General features: G+C 42.3%; 14 protein-coding genes and 1 other annotated feature. Of the genes, 9 read left to right on the plus strand and 5 right to left on the minus strand.

From position 1 onward, the window contains the following. The 6 genes from BK582_RS10595 to BK582_RS10620 all read left to right on the plus strand — a co-directional run. Nucleotides 1-377 (plus strand): group II intron maturase-specific domain-containing protein (locus BK582_RS10595; RefSeq protein ID WP_276328206.1); only part of this gene is annotated, 377 nt, incomplete at its 5' end. Between the two features lie 559 nt (nt 378-936). After that, nucleotides 937-2,040: a bifunctional 3-deoxy-7-phosphoheptulonate synthase/chorismate mutase gene (locus BK582_RS10600; RefSeq protein ID WP_078595007.1), complete on the plus strand. Its 1,104-nt coding sequence runs from the start codon at nt 937-939 to the stop codon at nt 2,038-2,040. A 393-nt stretch (nt 2,041-2,433) separates the two neighbouring features. Beyond that, nucleotides 2,434-3,435: a catabolite control protein A gene (gene ccpA, locus BK582_RS10605; RefSeq protein WP_078595008.1), complete on the plus strand. Its 1,002-nt coding sequence runs from the start codon at nt 2,434-2,436 to the stop codon at nt 3,433-3,435. Between the two features lie 57 nt (nt 3,436-3,492). Beyond that, nucleotides 3,493-4,296, plus strand: coding sequence for a flagellar motor protein MotP (gene motP, locus BK582_RS10610; RefSeq protein ID WP_078595009.1), 804 nt, complete (start codon nt 3,493-3,495; stop codon nt 4,294-4,296). After that, nucleotides 4,289-5,062, plus strand: coding sequence for a flagellar motor protein MotS (motS, locus tag BK582_RS10615; RefSeq protein ID WP_078595010.1), 774 nt, complete (start codon nt 4,289-4,291; stop codon nt 5,060-5,062). The genes motP and motS overlap by 8 nt, the downstream gene beginning before the upstream one ends. 391 nt (nt 5,063-5,453) lie before the next feature. Then, nucleotides 5,454-6,158 carry a 5'-methylthioadenosine/adenosylhomocysteine nucleosidase gene (locus tag BK582_RS10620; RefSeq protein WP_078595011.1) on the plus strand — a complete coding sequence of 235 codons (705 nt, stop codon included), beginning with the start codon at nt 5,454-5,456 and terminating at the stop codon, nt 6,156-6,158. A gap of 79 nt (nt 6,159-6,237) precedes the next feature. On the opposite strand, the gene BK582_RS10625 is transcribed toward BK582_RS10620, so the two are convergent. The 4 genes from BK582_RS10625 to BK582_RS10640 all read right to left on the minus strand — a co-directional run bounded on the left by BK582_RS10625 (nt 6,238) and on the right by BK582_RS10640 (nt 11,942). Then, a complete protein-coding gene (locus tag BK582_RS10625; RefSeq protein WP_078595012.1) occupies nt 6,238-7,428 on the minus strand; it encodes an acetoin utilization protein AcuC in 1,191 nt (396 codons plus the stop codon). Continuing rightward, nucleotides 7,425-8,066 carry an acetoin utilization AcuB family protein gene (locus BK582_RS10630; RefSeq protein ID WP_078595013.1) on the minus strand — a complete coding sequence of 214 codons (642 nt, stop codon included), beginning with the start codon at nt 8,064-8,066 and terminating at the stop codon, nt 7,425-7,427. The genes BK582_RS10625 and BK582_RS10630 overlap by 4 nt, the downstream gene beginning before the upstream one ends. A gap of 52 nt (nt 8,067-8,118) precedes the next feature. Next, a complete protein-coding gene (locus BK582_RS10635) occupies nt 8,119-8,751 on the minus strand; it encodes a GNAT family N-acetyltransferase (RefSeq protein ID WP_078595014.1) in 633 nt (210 codons plus the stop codon). Nucleotides 8,752-8,927: 176 nt separating this feature from the next. Continuing rightward, nucleotides 8,928-11,942 carry a transglycosylase domain-containing protein gene (locus BK582_RS10640; RefSeq protein ID WP_078595015.1) on the minus strand — a complete coding sequence of 1,005 codons (3,015 nt, stop codon included), beginning with the start codon at nt 11,940-11,942 and terminating at the stop codon, nt 8,928-8,930. A gap of 128 nt (nt 11,943-12,070) precedes the next feature. Continuing rightward, nucleotides 12,071-12,323, plus strand: a binding site (T-box leader). A gap of 133 nt (nt 12,324-12,456) precedes the next feature. On the opposite strand from BK582_RS10640, the gene tyrS reads away from it, so the two are divergent. Next, entirely contained in the window at nt 12,457-13,737 is a 1,281-nt protein-coding gene (gene tyrS / locus BK582_RS10645) for a tyrosine--tRNA ligase (protein ID WP_078595016.1), read from the plus strand. Between the two features lie 85 nt (nt 13,738-13,822). Here the strand turns inward: tyrS and gdhA are convergent, their stop codons facing one another. Then, on the minus strand, nt 13,823-15,205 hold the full coding sequence (gene gdhA, locus BK582_RS10650; protein ID WP_078595017.1) for an NADP-specific glutamate dehydrogenase: 1,383 nt from the start codon (nt 15,203-15,205) through the stop codon (nt 13,823-13,825). Between the two features lie 173 nt (nt 15,206-15,378). On the opposite strand from gdhA, the gene gltC reads away from it, so the two are divergent. Further along, the gene (gltC, locus tag BK582_RS10655; RefSeq protein ID WP_078595018.1) at nt 15,379-16,284 is read left to right on the plus strand and encodes a glutamate biosynthesis transcriptional regulator GltC; all 906 of its coding nucleotides are present in this window, start codon (nt 15,379-15,381) and stop codon (nt 16,282-16,284) included. Between the two features lie 333 nt (nt 16,285-16,617). After that, a partial coding sequence (locus BK582_RS10660) for a transposase (RefSeq protein ID WP_139368303.1) occupies nt 16,618-16,931 on the plus strand: 314 nt, incomplete at its 3' end.

Here is a 16,931-nt window from a genome sequence, read left to right on the forward strand (position 1 = left end):
AATCAATCCAACGGGCAAAAGGTCGAATCCGTGAGATTACTTCCCGAAAGAAAAGTATTCCTATGGAATACAGAATTGGCAAGCTGAACCGGTTTATCGTCGGCTGGAGAAATTATTTCCGACTGGCGGAAACACCCTCGGTATTAAAGGAATTAATGAAGTGGATAAGAAGAAGACTTCGAATGGTACGATGGAAAGAATGGAAGAAACCGAAAACAAAAGTCAGAAACCTAATCGCCTTGGGAGTATCGAAGCAGAAGGCTTATGAATGGGGAAACACAAGAAAAGGCTACTGGCGAGTCGCCTGTAGCCCAATTCTCCACCATACGCTTAATGACGCCTATTGGCGCAGGATGGGTTTGAAGTCGTTGATATAACGTTTGATTTTCATGAAACCGCCGTATACGGATCCGTACGTACGGTGGTGTGAGAGGTCGGGGGTTAGTCACCCCCTCCTACTCGATTAATTTGATTTGATAGGTTCAGGGCTGAAACAGGCAAATAGCGGAATGAGGATTCGATCCGCCAGTAATCACAGCACTTGTGGATCCTCATTCCGGCTAAATAAATTAAATCTTCTCCCCGGTACCTGCATTTCAGCAAAAATCTAATGTTTTCCTTAAATTGCAGTATTTTTAAAAAAACGAACGATGCACTTATGCTTTTGATATTTTGCAATCGTCTTTGAAAGAATCAACTTTTGTTTTACAGAGCTTATAAAAATTATTTTTATAAAATTTTCAAACAGTTTTTAATAAAGTTCGTCCCGCAAAAGCCTATGGGAAAGGCTTTTACAAAAATAAATCGAATACTTTAGCGCGTAAAAGCGTTTAATTGTTAAAGAAAAACCGTGACAGAATATGTTTCATCGTATATAATAGTCCGTAAACAACAAGCTATACAATATGAGCTGATGTAAATGGGAGGAGTTTTCTTATGGGTAACGAACAATTAGAAGAGTTGAGAAATCAATTGGATAAAGTAAATCTTCAATTGATGGAGCTTATTAACGAGAGAGCAAGCTTAGTTAAGGAAATAGGCAGGGTGAAAAGCTCACAGGGCCTGAATCGTTTTGATCCCGTAAGAGAGCGTAAAATGCTTGACCTTATTGCGGAAGAAAATCAGGGACCGTTCGAAACATCGACGCTTCAGCATCTGTTTAAACAGATCTTCAAAGCGAGCCTGGAGCTTCAGGAAGACGATCACCGTAAGGCACTGCTTGTATCCAGGAAAAGACATCCGGAAGATACGGTTGTACCGATTAAAAATGAAAATGTCGGTGATGGAAAACAGCGCCTTATTGCCGGACCTTGCTCAGTAGAAGGGTATGAGCAAGTGGAAGAAGTAGCAAAAGCACTAAAAGCAGAGGGAGTGAAGTTTCTCCGTGGAGGGGCTTTTAAACCTCGTACCTCTCCTTACGATTTCCAGGGGCTTGGAGAAGAAGGGCTCCAGATACTAAGGAAGGCAGCCGATAAATACGATTTGGCAGTTATTAGTGAGATTGTCAGTCCTCATGATATTGAAATGGCATTGCAGTATGTGGATGTTATCCAGATCGGTGCACGTAACATGCAGAATTTCGAGCTTCTGAAAGCAGCGGGAAGCGTAGACAAACCAGTTCTTCTAAAACGTGGTCTGTCTGCTACTATTGAAGAATTTATCAATGCAGCCGAGTATATCCATTCAAGAGGTAATGGAAATATTATGCTTTGTGAGCGGGGTATCCGCACGTATGAAAAGGCAACGAGAAACACATTAGACATTTCTGCTGTTCCTATCTTAAAACAGGAAACACACTTGCCTGTATGGGTGGATGTAACCCATTCAACAGGACGCAGGGATCTCCTTCTTCCTACAGCGAAAGCGGCACTGGCTATTGGCGCTGACGGAGTAATGGCGGAAGTTCATCCGGATCCAGCAGTAGCGCTGTCTGATTCAGCACAGCAGATGGATATACCTCAGTTCAGCGAATTCGTGTCTAATCTTATTGCCTCAGGGCTTTATGAAAGAGAAAAAGAAGCTGTGGCAGTACAAAAATAAATCTCATGCTAAAGCCTCCGGATATCCGGAGGCTTTTTCGATGTCCATATAACGAAGGGGTTTAACAGGCAAGCTTCCTGACAGAATAAGAAGGAATAAGTTTATGGTGTTTGAGTCAATCTAAAAGAAGGAACGATGATACAGTATAAATAAAACAAATTAATGTAATGACTGGTAACTTAAGACAGGGGCCGGCAGAAAGTATACGACCTTGTTTTACAAGGAAAAAAGGTATGAGAATTAACTGTTTTTTTCATTTACCCTAAACTTTGAAGAGGTGTCTGCCGATATAATTATTAGAATTTGCGCACCTCCTTAAAGTATCGTATTATATCATTACATTATGAAAGTATGAAAACCATAATATGGCAACGGTTTTAAGGAGGATTATAAATGAATATAACGATTTATGATGTAGCAAGAGAAGCGGGAGTATCAATGGCAACGGTTTCCAGGGTTGTTAACGGCAACCCTAATGTTAAGCCGACAACGAGGAAAAGAGTGCTGGAGGCTATTGAACGTCTTGGTTACCGACCAAATGCAGTAGCCAGGGGACTTGCGAGCAAGAGGACAACCACTGTCGGCGTTATTATACCGGATATTTCAAGCATATTTTTTGCTGAGCTTGCAAGGGGTATTGAAGATATCGCAACTATGTATAAGTACAATATTATCCTCAGCAACTCAGACCAAAATAAAGAAAAAGAAATACATCTGCTGAATACACTTCTTGAAAAACAGGTAGATGGCATCGTATTTATGGGTGGGGAAATCACAAAGGAGCACGAAGAGGCATTCAGAAAGTCTCCAGTTCCAATTGTTCTTTCCGCAACTATAGATGAAGAAAAAGAATTTCCATCTGTAAATATTGATTATGAACAAGCTGCATTTGATGCGGTAAATTCATTCATTCAGCGGGGCCATACAGACATAGCAATGGTTTCAGGAACGCTGGAAGACCCAATAAACGGTTATATGAAGTTTGCAGGCTATAAACGTGCGATGGAAGAAGCGGGACTGACTATTAAAGACAGCTATGTGGCTATCGCAGATTACACTTATGATTCAGGCCTTGAAGCCATGAATTCCTTATTAGCTCTGGAAACCAGGCCAACAGCTGTATTTGCATCAACAGATGAAATGGCATTGGGTGTCATACACAGTATTCAGGATGCAGGGCTGAAAGTTCCTGAAGACACTGAAGTAATAGGCTTTGATAATACACGTCTTGCTTCCATGGTGAGACCGACACTTACTTCTGTGGTTCAGCCAATGTATGACATTGGAGCTGTCTCCATGAGACTTTTAACAAAATATATGAACAAAGAAGAAGTTGGGGAAAATGCAGTTCTGCTGCCGCACAGAATAGAATACAGAAATTCTACGAAAGAATAAGAGTCGCGGATTCCCCCTAAAGAGAGATTGACTGCATAGTGGGTTAGGGAGAGGATTATGAAAAAAATTGATTTGTTAACGCCTGTCGGGATATTAATCGGATTAACCATGGTTTTGCTAGCTATACAAACAAACACTGCGGGAGGGAATTTAGCTTTCTTTTTCCAGTGGGCATCTATTCTGATCGTATTCGGTGGGCTCACAGCAGCCATTTTAATAAACTTTTCAGCCAGTGATTTAAAATTGCTGCCAGGGGTTTTCAAAGAGTCTTTTCAGACCCAGGAGCATGATTTGCAGGAGTTAATCGATACGTTTGCAGATCTTTCCACAAGAGCAAGAAGAGAAGGTCTGCTGGCCCTTGAAGCGGGGATTGAAGATGTAAAAGATCCCTTTATTGAAAAAGGCGTGCTTCTGGCAGTAGATGGCATCGAGCCGGAAGTAATTAAAGATATAATGATGGCTGAAGTAGCTGCAATGGAGGAAAGGCACAGAAAAGGCCGGTTTATTATTGAAAAAGCAGGTGAATATGCTCCTGCATGGGGAATGATTGGTACACTGGTCGGACTCGTTCTTATGCTTCAGAACCTGAACGATCCCTCCACACTGGGGCCGAATATGGCTGTGGCATTATTAACAACTTTATATGGCACTTTGCTGGCGAATTTAGTATTCCTTCCAGTGGCGAACAAACTTGCAATTTCCACGGAAGATGAAGTCTTTGTTAAGCAGATAGTGGTCGAAGGGGTAATCGGAGTGCAATCCGGCCAAAATCCCAAAATTCTTCAGGAAAAACTCAGCGCTTTTCTGCCAAATCATTCAAAAACACGTCAGGAGGAAGAAGAGGAGATAATTAATGATTAAAAGAAGACCCCAGACTCGGCCTGACAAAGGGAGTCCAAAGTGGATGGTAACATTCTCTGACCTGATGACGCTGATTCTCGTCTTTTTTATTCTTCTTTTTTCTATGTCGGTAGTGGATGCAAATAAGTTTCGAGCCATTTCTGATTCTTTCCAGGAACGCTCAGTTTTCGATTTTAATCCTTCCATTATCCCTTTTGAAAACCCGGCACCTGATACAGAGCCGGGGGATGATCCTTTTGAGCAGGATGATCCTTTTGAGAGTTTTCTTGAAGGTGAATCGGATGAATCGGAAGGGCAGCTGGATCAATTTTTAGAAGAAGTAATCGAATTCCTCGACTCTCAGGATCTATTAGATGCTATTACAGCATCAAGGGATGACAGGGGAGTTGTACTGGTACTGCAGGAACAGGTGTTATTCGAATCTGCAGAGGCTGATGTGATTCCGGATGCTGTTCCATTCCTTGATAAAGTAGGGACACTTCTTGAATCTGTGCCTAACATAGTAAAAGTAGAAGGGCATACAGACAGCAGGCCTATTAGTACCCACCGGTATCCTTCTAACTGGGAGCTCTCCGGGGCCAGGGCCAGCAGTGTTATCAGATACTTAGTTGACCAGCATAATCTAGATCCGGAAAGATTTATCTCAGTAGGCTACGGTGAGACCAAACCGGTTGTTCCTAATACCTCTGAACAAAATTTTCAGCAAAATCGCCGGGTGGTAATTGTAATATCTGATCCCGCTATGGGGGAAGAGGATCTCTTTTAATATTTCCGGGGAAATCTTTTCCAATTAAAAAAACAGGAAAACTGCAGCTGCAGCTTTCCTGTTTTTTATATTTTGACTTTGTATTATACTTATATAATTGAATGAATTTTATAAATAGGCTTGGTAAAAAGAAAAGCCGAACATACTTTTCGATTGCAGCGTAAGACGGCGACTCTGGCGGGAACAGTGCGAGCTGAAAATCCATTTTTGACGGCGTTAGTCGTCAAAAATTAGTTGAAGCCGTGCCCGCAGAACGCGTCCGTCTGAAGCGTAAATCGAATAACAAAGTAACATTTTAAGGTAACGTTCGTATTAAATATGAAAATCCTGAATTATGAAATTGATTCAATTAAAAACAGCAAATATAGATACATAAAATGAGGTGGCAGCATTGAAAATAGGAATTATTGGTGCAATGGAGGAAGAAATTAGTTTTTTCAGGGAGGGGATAGACAACCTGGATGAAGTACTGAAAGGGAAAAGAACATATTATACAGGCGCGTGGAAAGGACACGATGTTGTTATAAGCCGTTGCGGAGTTGGAAAGGTAAACGCTGCAATTACTTCACAAGTCTTAATAGATGTATTCGGGGCAGAAATCGTTATATTCACCGGGGTTGCCGGAGGAGCAGAAGAAGGTTTAAATGTGGGGGATGTAGTAATATCAACGAGCTGCCAGCAGCATGATATTGATGCCAGTCCTCTTGGTTTTGAGAGAGGAGTAATTCCTATGTTTGATGGTCCGTCTGACTTTCAGGCTGACAAAAAACTACTGGATATTGCTTATCGATCTGCGTTAACTACGGTTTCAAATGAGATAAAGGTGATTAAAGGGAAAATAGTGAGCGGGGACCAGTTCATTGCAGACACTGACAAAGTAAAACAATTGAGAAACGAGTTTTCTGCCGCTTGTGTTGAAATGGAAGGTGCGGCAGTAGCCCAGTCTGCTTATTTTAATAATATTCCGTTCGTAGTCATACGTTCGATTTCCGATAAGGCGAATGGAGAGGCTGCCGAAAGCTTCGAAACTTTTGTAAACAAAGCAGCTGAAAATTCAGCTGCCATAGTAGAGAAGATGTTAAAAGAACTGCCTTAAAAAATATAATTAAAGAAACAGGACAAACCTGCCGGATATTCAGCTAGGTTTGTCCTGTTTTCATTCTGTTTAGTAATATCTATAAAAGGACGTTTTGCTTTTCGTTGTCAGTTTTTTTTTTGAATATCGGTTCAAGAGCTTTATTAAGAGTCCGTTCATTTTTTAAGTTTATTTCATTTTTTCGGGGTATAGGCGGATACATATCGGGCTGATCGTACCAGCTGTCCGGAAGAACTGCATCCGTTTCCTTTTGCCAGCGTTTTAACCATGACTCAGGCAATGATTGTTTAAAAAGATCTGTCTGTCCGCTCATCTCCAGCCATATTGCGGACCATGCTCTTGGGACGACACGCCAAATATCATATCCGCCGCCGCCAACTGCTATCCAGCGCCCCTCACAATACTTATGAGCAAGTTCGTGGGCGAGTTTAGGGATTTCAAGAAAAATCTTTGATGTTCCGCACAGATGAGTGAGCGGATCATAATAATGGGCATCTGCTCCGTTTTGGGTAACTATAACGTCAGGCTTAAAGTATTCAACCACTTCTGTGAATGCTTTTCGATAAGATTGTAAAAATGACTCGTCCTCTGTAAAGGCTTCTAAAGGAATATTGAATGTATAACCGTTGCCTTCTCCATGTCCTCGCTCGTTTACGTTACCTGTGCCAGGGAACAGAAATCTGCCGCTTTCATGAATGGAAAGAGTACAGACATCAGGATCGTTATAAAATGCCCATTGCACTCCATCCCCATGATGTGCATCTGTATCTACATATAATACACGAGCCTGGTATTTTCTTCTCATATATTCGATTGCTATAGAACTGTCATTATAGACACAGAAACCTGAAGCTTTACCACGAAAGCCATGGTGAAGACCTCCGCCCAGATTAAGTGCGTGTTTGTATCCCAGTTCAAATACCATATCTACTGCAGCTAATGTACCACCCACAAGCCATGCTGCCGCTTCATGCATATTTGGAAAAGCTGGTGTGTCTTCTGTTCCAATGCCAAACGTAGAGGAATAGGAAGACTGTACAAGCCCAGTACTGGCGCTTTTAACCGCCTTTATATATTCCTCTTCATGAATAAGGAGGAGTTCCTGGTCTGTAGCCATTCTGGCCGGAAAAATCTGATGCTGTTCCAAAGCCCCCAGTTCTTTCAGCAGATCAAGAGTCAATGACAATCTTCTCTGATTAAATGGATGGTCTTCGGAAAATTTGTAATTGAGTTGTTCAGGGGAATAAATGTATGCTGCTTCAGGCATCATGTTCTCATCCCCAATTGTTCAGGCCACAATACAGCATAATCACTTTCTTTTAAAGACTGGATCAGCATTCGGAGATCCATAGAACGCAGCCGGAACACGAGAATTTTTTTTGTTTGATCGTTAGAAGGGTAGACCAGAACACTTTGAATATTTATTTTATGATCTTTAATAATTGCAGCGACGTCTGAGAGCATGCCGCTTCTGTTTGGGACTTCCAGCTCAAGACGGGACGATGGGGCATCAGCTCCTGTCAGCCTGACCAGCGTATGGAGAAGGTCAGTTTCAGTGATTATTCCGGAAAGCTTGCCATTCTTTTCGATAGGCAGGCAGCTAATCTGATTTTCTGTCATCATGTGGGCGGCTTCTTCCACAAAATCATTTGTAAACGCTGTCAAAACATCTGTTATCATTACTTCACTGACAGGTTTTTCAAGGAGTTCTTTCTGATCGGCCGCAAAAACCGACGGGCTAGCATCTTTCAAGTCCCGGTCGGATATAATGCCGATTACTGAATTCTCCTCGTTTACTACAGGAAGATGGCGTATTTTGTTTTCTTTCATTATTTGAAGTGCGTCTTTAATAGCCAGCTCAGGCTTTGCGGAAATAACGTTTTTGATCATAATGTCTTTAATCTTCAAGAAAACCTCTCCTTCGTCTAAGCATAGATTTTTTCTTTAAATATAACGATTACTAAAACATATATCTGTGCTTAAATCGCACCCTGTTAAACTCGTGAACCGCATCGGGGGCAACACGTGATCCAATTCTCGCCATTAAACAATTTGCAGGGTGAGAGCAAATCTCCGGATCATCTGTCGCGTACCATTCCAATCCGCCAGACTGCATTACCTTCTCCATAACATCGCGATATTCCCAAATACTCAGGCCGGTGCCACGAAGATCCCAGTGCCAGTAATACTCGGTAGTTATTATAATGTAGTCTTCCATAGCATTATCCATCATTGATAGTTTAAGAATATTCTTGGCAAGTCCGTAGCCTCTGTAATTTGCTGAAATTTCAATTGCCCCGAGTTCCAGGAGATTGTCCAGGTTGACTTCTGACCATCTCTCCAGGGGGTCCGGGTATAAATAGATTGCGTAACCTACAATTTTCTCATTTTCTCTCGCTAAAATAATTCTGCTCTCTGGAAGCCTGGAAACTTCTAATAAAGCCTCATATTGTTTTTCTGCAGGCCGAAATGCGATTAGTCCGCTGTCAAAGTCAAAACTCGAAAGGGCCTCTTCGGTTACCGGACCTTCGATAATAAATGTCCGGTCTTTCTTTTCAATTTCCATCGAATGATAGGTTTTTGAATGCTTCATTGGCATGCCACCTTTTCGTCGATTAACAGAACCACATTTTCTTCACTATATCATATTAAATGTTTATATATGTAATATTAACTAAAAATTCATTCTTTTAACATAATTTTTATCAAAAGAAGCCTGTTCCAAGGTGGTCCCTGGGACAGACTTCTTAATCAGGATAGATAATTCAGTTAATCCTCGTTGTCATTGTTGTTGCCATTGTCGTCATTACCATCATTATCGTTGTCATTATTAGCATCATCGTTGTTGTTACTGTCATTATTTCCGTTGCCGTTGTTGCCATTGTTACCATTATTCCCGGAATTATTGCTGTTGCTTCCGCTATCGGAATCTTGATTGTTATCGTCGTTGTTGTTTCCTCCGTTATTGTCGTCCTCGTTATTATCTTCGGCGTCATTATCTTCCCGGCCATCTTCGTTATTGTCGCTGCCGTCATCAGAACCGTCCTCATCCTCATCTTCATCAGGCGAGGAACCGCCTCCAATGGTTACTTCAGAGCTGCGGGAGGATTCACGCCCTGCCACATCTACAGCAGTAACATAATATGTTCCACCGCTTCCTGAATACCTGAACGATTCATCCCATTTCACACTGGAGACAAGTGTTCCCGAAGAACTGTATACCCGGTAACCGATAACATCTCCTTCTGGATGTTCATCCCATGTTACAGCTCCGCCTGAAGCTCTTACTGAAGACAAAGCATCAGGGGTTTTCCCGTTGTCAGGGGCTTCAATGTCAGGAATAATAATAGCACTATCAGGAAGAAAATCTGAGATATCTTCATCAGCAAAATCAAAGTACTCTTCTTTTACAGCAACACCTGATTTTGTAAACTCACTTGGAGTGGAATCCAGTGCTTTGTACAATCCGTTATTAACACGTACATACCTGACCCTTTGGAGACTATCGTCTTCTTCTGTAGGTACAAACTCCGTGTTGAAAAGGTCTGTAGTTACAAGTCCGGCTTCACGGCACAAATCAGATGGAAGTTTACCTGAAATGCCGCAAATTGTCTCCCTGACAATACCGCTCGGTGCTTCAAATGATTCCTCAGGAGCCATTAGATCAGGGTTGATTTCATATGCAGCGTTTGCAAGCTCTGCCCAGAGCATCTGTGAGCGGGTGCTGTAATTTAAGCCTGTAATTCCTCCATGGCCTGGTCTTGGTATCGGCTGATAATGGTCATATCCGATCCAGACAGACAGAGTAATATTCGGGTTATAACCAATGAACCATGAATCCCGTACTCCCTGTGAAGTACCTGTTTTACCTGCCCAGTCTGCTGAAAAGTCAAGGTAATCTGGAAGATTTCTTGCAGTTCCTGGGGATTCAAGTACCCCTCTCAGGACATCGGTAATTAAATAAGCAGTTTGCGGACTGAATACTTCCACTTCCACAGTTTCATGTTCGAACACAACTTCCCCATCAGACGTTTCAATTCTTTCTATCATATATGGTTCCACACGTTTTCCTTCGTTTGCGAAAGTAGTATATGCACTGGTAGTAGCCTCAACAGTGATACTTTGGGAACCAAGAGGGGAACTCTCCAGAATTCCGTCTTCTTTCTCCATATATCCCCACAAACCTAATTGCTTCATTTTTTCCTGGGCAAAGTCAGAATCCATCTTCATGAACTCTCTGACAGCTGGTGTATTTCTTGAACGAACGAGAGCTTCTCTTGCCGTCATAATTCCAAGATGATTCCTGTCAAAGTTGTTTACTTCGTCTTCATTACTGTAATAAGTTGGGACATCAGGTGTAACAAATCCAGGCTGCAGATCACCCGATTCAAATCCAACGGCAAAAGTAAGTAAAGGCTTCATTGTAGATCCTGTGGGCCGTGTTGCAAACAAGGCTCGGTTATAGCTTGAATTAGTATGGTCTCTTCCGGCTATAAAACTGATGATAGCACCGGACCTGTTATCAAGAAGGACTGATCCAGCCTCTTCGGGCCTCTTAATATCAACAGTTTCCCCGTCTTCATCCACCACAGTTTCTTCAAGGTCTTTTTCGAAGTACTCAAATTCTTCAACAGCCTTGGTATGCGCGTCGAAAATATCTTTATCGATCGTAGTATAAATTTTATACCCGTTCCGCTGAAGCGAGCGGGCAGCTTCTTCCCTGTATCTGTGTGTCAGCAGCCTGATCTGGCCGTCGTCATCAATTTCATCTATAAATATGTCATCCTGTTCCATAAGTGCAATGGCTAGTTTTTCCTCAGCACGTTTCCGAACTTCGTCAGTTATGAATGGATAGTCCTCGTAACTGCCGCTCACCGGCGGAGTCAGGTTGTCCCTTATATCGTATGCGAGTGCTTCTTCATACTCATCTTCTGTTATAAAACCCCCGGCAAGCATACGGTTTAATACTGTTCTCATTCTGTTAAGCCCGGCGTCCATATTCTCTTTCACTTCCCCCTGGCCAGTGAAAGGAGTATAAGCAAACGGACTTTGCGGCAGACCTGCGATAAATGCAGCCTGAGGAAGATTCAGTTCAGCTGCATCAACACCAAATATACCTTGAGCAGCCGATTGAATACCTGCGATTTGCGTGCCGGATGAATTACGGCCAAAAGGCACAACGTTTAAATATGCTTCCAGTATTTCATCTTTATCAAAAAAGTTTTCCAGCCTCATAGCAAGCAGAATTTCTGCAGCCTTTCTGTCGTGAGTAACTTCACTGGAAAGAACCTGGTTTTTAATAAGCTGCTGGGTGAGGGTGCTTCCTCCGGTTTGAGTAGCTGCATTAGAGAAATCCTGATATACAGCTCTCAGTAAAGCTTTAGGCACAATGCCTTCATGCTCGAAAAAGTACTCGTCCTCCGTCGCAATTACAGCGTCTATTGCAACCTGGGATACCTCTTCAAGAGACACTTCTCTTCTTTCCAGGGGACTTGGAAGGTCTCCCAGATAGACATCATTGGCAAAATAAATTTCTGTAGCCTCTTCATAGTCATAAATGTCTTCTCTCATCTCTTCATAACTTCGGACAGGCTCGTCCCTCACGAGAGAAGCGAAGTATCCGGCTCCAGCTCCGCCAACAAAGAAAGCTCCCATAATTCCAAGAGTAAGAAAGATTAAAAATAAGTTCCACATAACCTGGGATGTAATTCTTACACCTTTAAATATAGTTTGCGGTTCTTTTCTCTTTAAGATTTTATTAAATGAAAATTTATCTTTAGCCATTAGCAAACCTCCTAAAAAGTCATGAATATTATAGCATAAATCAGTTATGAGTAGGTATAAAAGCTGTATACCCGACAGGTTGACATTTTCAGCAAAAGGTGGTAAAAAAGTTACATTACCATTTAAATATTCAGACGTTGAAGAGGATGAAGTAGTTTCAGTCTCACTGTCCCAGAGAACCGGTGGTTGCTGCGAACCGGTACACAGACGAAAATGAATTACGTCCTTGGAGTTTTCTTTATGAACCAGCGGATTTTCTTAGTATACTCAGGTTTAGGATTTCCTGCTGGAAAAAAGAACGTGTGATGAGGCGTTAACTCACAGAGTGGAAAACAAGGCTGTTTTCAATTAGGGTGGTACCGCGGTAAACTCGTCCCTTATGTTAAGGGAGGGTTTTTTTTGTTGTTTTGCAGCAGGTACAAAGTCTGCCGAAACTAACCATTGATCCCAAACAGCAAGTCAATACCACTGCACACCGATCAGGAAAAATACAAAATAAGAGGGTGAATGAATAATGACTTTACTGGAAGATTTAAAGTACCGGGGGCTTGTAAACCAAATGACAGACGAAGAGGGGCTGACAAAACTGCTTAACGAGGAGGCTGTAACCTTGTATTGCGGTTTTGACCCGACTGGAGACAGTCTTCATATTGGTCATTTGCTTACAATTCTCACGTTGAGGAGATTTCAGCTTGCAGGACATAAACCGCTTGCTCTTGTTGGAGGAGCTACCGGGCTAATTGGGGACCCGAGCGGAAAGAAAGCAGAGAGAACTTTAAATGAACAGAATGTAGTCGAAGAATTCAGCAGTAAAATTAAAGGACAGCTCTCACGGTTTCTGGATTTTGGCGGGGAAGACGGAGCGAAACTTGTAAACAACTATGACTGGACTGGCAGTATGTCGGTAATTGACTTTCTCAGGGATGTAGGAAAAAACTTCGGTTTGAACTACATGCTTGCAAAAGATTCTGTGGAATCCCGGATAGATACAGGAATTTCATTTACTGAATTCAGCTATATGATACTCCAGTCGTACGATTTCTACCGTTTGTACGAAGAGGAGAACTGCCGGCTTCAAATAGGAGGCAGCGACCAGTGGGGCAATATTACTGCAGGACTTGAACTTATCCGGAAAATGCAGGATGAGGAAGAAAACGATAGTGAGAAGGGAAAAGCATTTGGTTTTACTATACCGTTAGTTACTAAAGCGGATGGAACAAAATTCGGGAAGACAGAAGGAGGAGCGATATGGCTGGATCCTGAAAAAACTTCCCCTTATGAATTTTATCAGTTCTTAATTAATACAGATGATCAGGATGTTATTAAGTTCCTGAAGTTCTTTACTTTCCTCACAAAAGAAGAAATCGAAGCTCTGGAGAGAGAAGTTCAGGCAAGGCCTCATGAGCGGGCTGCTCAAAAGCGGTTAGCGGAAGAGCTGACAAAGTTTGTTCATAGCGAGGATGCTCTGAAACAGGCTGAGAATGTTTCCGCAGCTCTGTTTGGCGGAGGTGATCTGAAACAGCTTAGTGCTGAAGAAGTTATGCAGGGATTCAAAGATGTTCCTTCCTATAAAGCAGAAGGCGGGGAGATTGGCTTAATTGATCTGCTTGTAGAAGCTGGTGCTTCTCCTTCTAAAAGACAGGCACGTGAAGATATAAAAAGCGGTGCGGTGTATATTAACGGAGACAGATGCCAGGACCTGGAGAAAGTTGTTTCTGAGGAAGACAAGATTGACGGCACTTTTACTATACTTCGCCGTGGTAAGAAAAAATTCTTCCTGGTTAGTTTCAGCTAACCAGAACTGCCGGTAATCAACAATATACAAATGGATAAGTGAACTGAACTGAAAAAAGGCCGGGGAATGAACCCGGCCTTTTCCATTATACTACACCCTGGGAAACCAGCGCATCTGCTACTCTTTTGAAGCCGGCAAGGTTTGCGCCGACTGACAGATCGCCTGGATATCCATACTCTTCTGAAGCTTTTTTTGTTTCCTGATAAATGTTTTTCATGATTTTTTGTAAGTGCTGGTCTACTTCCTCAAATGTCCATCTTAGTCTCATACTATTTTGAGCCATTTCGAGGGAAGATACAGCTACACCTCCAGCATTTGCCGCTTTCGCAGGGGCAAAGAGAACATTATTTTTCACAAATAAATCTTTTGCCGCTTTTGTCGAAGGCATATTAGCCCCTTCGGCTACAGCGAGAACATGATTTTTAACCAGCATTTGTGCATCATTTTCGTCAATTTCATTTTGCGTGGCACAGGGAAGGGCTATATCGCACGGAAGAGACCAGATACCAGAACAGCCGCTATGGTATTCTGCACCAGGATGCGTTTTCAAATACTCGCTGATTCTCTTGCCTTCCTCTTCCTTTATCCTCTTCACTGTTGCAATTTCAATGCCAGACGGATCGTAAATATAGCCGTCGGAATCACTGCAGGCTACGATAGTTGCTCCTGATTCGGCTGCTTTTTCCATAGCATAAATGGATACATTGCCAGATCCTGAAACTGTTACTCTTTTTCCGTTCAGTGACAACCCTGCATCTTTCAGCATTTCATTTAAAAAGTAAACTGTGCCATAGCCTGTAGCTTCTTTTCTGACGAGGCTTCCGCCATATTCCAGTCCTTTACCTGTCAGGATCCCAGCTTCATAGGCTCCCCGCAGCCTTTTCATCTGCCCGAACATAAAGCCGATTTCCCTGGCGCCGACACCTGTGTCACCTGCAGGGATATCTATGTCAGGGCCAATATGTTTATTAAGCTCGGTGGCAAAACTTTGGGTAAAACGCATGATTTCCCCGTCTGATTTTCCTTTCGGGTCAAAATCAGAGCCGCCTTTACCTGCACCGAGAGGCTGTCCTGTAAGTGAATTTTTTAAGATTTGTTCAAAGCCAAGAAATTTAACTATACTTGCATTAACAGATGGGTGGAACCTTAACCCGCCTTTATACGGACCAAGAGCACTGTTAAACTGAACTCTGAAGCCCCGGTTAACGTGCGTTTTTCCATTATCATCCACCCAGGGAACGCTGAAAGTTATCAATCTTTCAGGCTCTGTCAGACGTTCAAGTATCCCGTTATCCATATAAACAGGATGTTTTGCGATTATTGGTATAAGGGAGTGTAATACTTCTTCCACTGCCTGATGAAATTCTGTTTCCCCTGGGTTTTTCTTTTTTACAAGCGCAAGTACTTCATTTACATATTCTTTTGCGTTTTTTAGTTCGTCTTTTTTCAGACCTAAAGCTACACCCATGGATAAAACTCCTTTGTTTTAAAGTCTGTGAATTTGTATTTTTTTTCATGTTTTATACTGGTAAAAAGATACAGACACCTATTAAATATTTTACATTTGATAATTAATCGCAAACAATATATATATTAGATAATATCTATGCCGAAATTAGATTAATGCATGAGGTGGATATATTGGAATTACGTCAGATAGAATATTTTATTGAAGCTGCGAAAAGAGAACATATTACAAAAGCAGCTGATGCAATGCACGTTGCCCAGTCTGCAGTAAGCAGACAGATAAATAATCTGGAAGAAGAATTGGGTGTACGTTTGTTTATTCGTGAAGGGAGAAGAGTGAAGCTTACTCCGGTAGGAAGGATTTTCCTTGAACACATGAAAGATGCTGTAACCATTATTGATAAGGCAAAGAGGGAAGTGGAGGAGTATGTAGATCCGGAGAAGGGGACAGTGCGAATCGGCTTTCCTGCGAGTATGGCCAATTATATTCTCCCTCTTGTTATATCTTCTTTCAGGAAGGAATATCCGAAGGTAAAGTTTCAGTTGTATCAGAGTTCTTACCAAGAACTTATGTCACTTGTCATAAAAGGTGAGATAGATATCGCTCTTATGGCACCAGTTCCTAAGGATGATAAGAAACTCAGGGGGGAAATCCTTTATGTAGAGAATATCGCTGTTCTGCTTCCACAGGATCATCCATTGGCTGCCAAAAGTGAGCTCAGCCTCCATGAATTAAGGGGAGAGCCTTTCGTAATGTTTCCGGAAGGCTACATACTCCGAACGATCATTTCTGAAGCTTGCAGGAAAGAAGGTTTTCAGCCAGAAGTTGTTCTGGAAGGGTGGGATATTGGTTCAATCAAGGGGCTCGTCTCAGCAGGAATGGGGGTAACTCTGCTGCCGGAGATGACCCTGCTGGATGAAGTCCCCCGTTCCACAGTAAAAATCCCTCTGGCAGAGCCGCAGGTGACCAGGAATGCAGGAGTAATTATATCTAGAGAGCGGGAGCTCCTTCCTGCAGAGCAATTGTTTTATGATTTTTTAATTACGCTGTTTTCCATGTTTAATGAGTATGGCCAGTAAGTTAGCAATAAAAAAGCACAGCCATTGGCTGTGCTCAGTTTGTCGAGGGTGTCCCAAAAGCCTAGCTTTTGGTGACACCCTCTTTCTTTACCAATTAATTGAAGTAAATGTAATTAGTTCGCTCGCATCGCTCTCGGCGGACGCGTTCCCCGGGCAACGCTTCAGCCTCCTCGGGAAAAACGCCCTGCGGGGTCTTCAGCCGTTGCTTTTCCCGCGGGAGTCGCCGCCTGCCGCTCTTTCGAGCTATTTTAATAAAATTGAAAAATAAAGAAATCGCCCCATTTGGTATAATTAAAGCACCACACCAAAACCATACCAGGAGGCGATTTCTTTATGAAACATGATCATATTTCTTTCCAAGATTATAACATGGATCAGCTGTATTTACCAATGGATCTTGAAGTAGAAATCCCAACCCATCACGTTTGTCGCATTGTCAATCGAGCCGTGGAAGAACTCGATAAGAATATTCTCTATCGGTGTTATGACGGGGGCGGACGTCCTCCTTATCATCCGAAAATGATGTTAAAAATTATCCTCTATGCCTATACACAGAAAATCTACTCCTCCAGACAAATCGCAAAACAGCTTAAGGAAAATATTTATTTTATGTGGCTGGCTCGCCACCAACAGCCGGACTTCCGCAC

Source organism: Evansella clarkii (genome assembly GCF_002019695.1).
GTDB lineage: Bacteria > Bacillota > Bacilli > Bacillales > Salisediminibacteriaceae > Evansella > Evansella clarkii.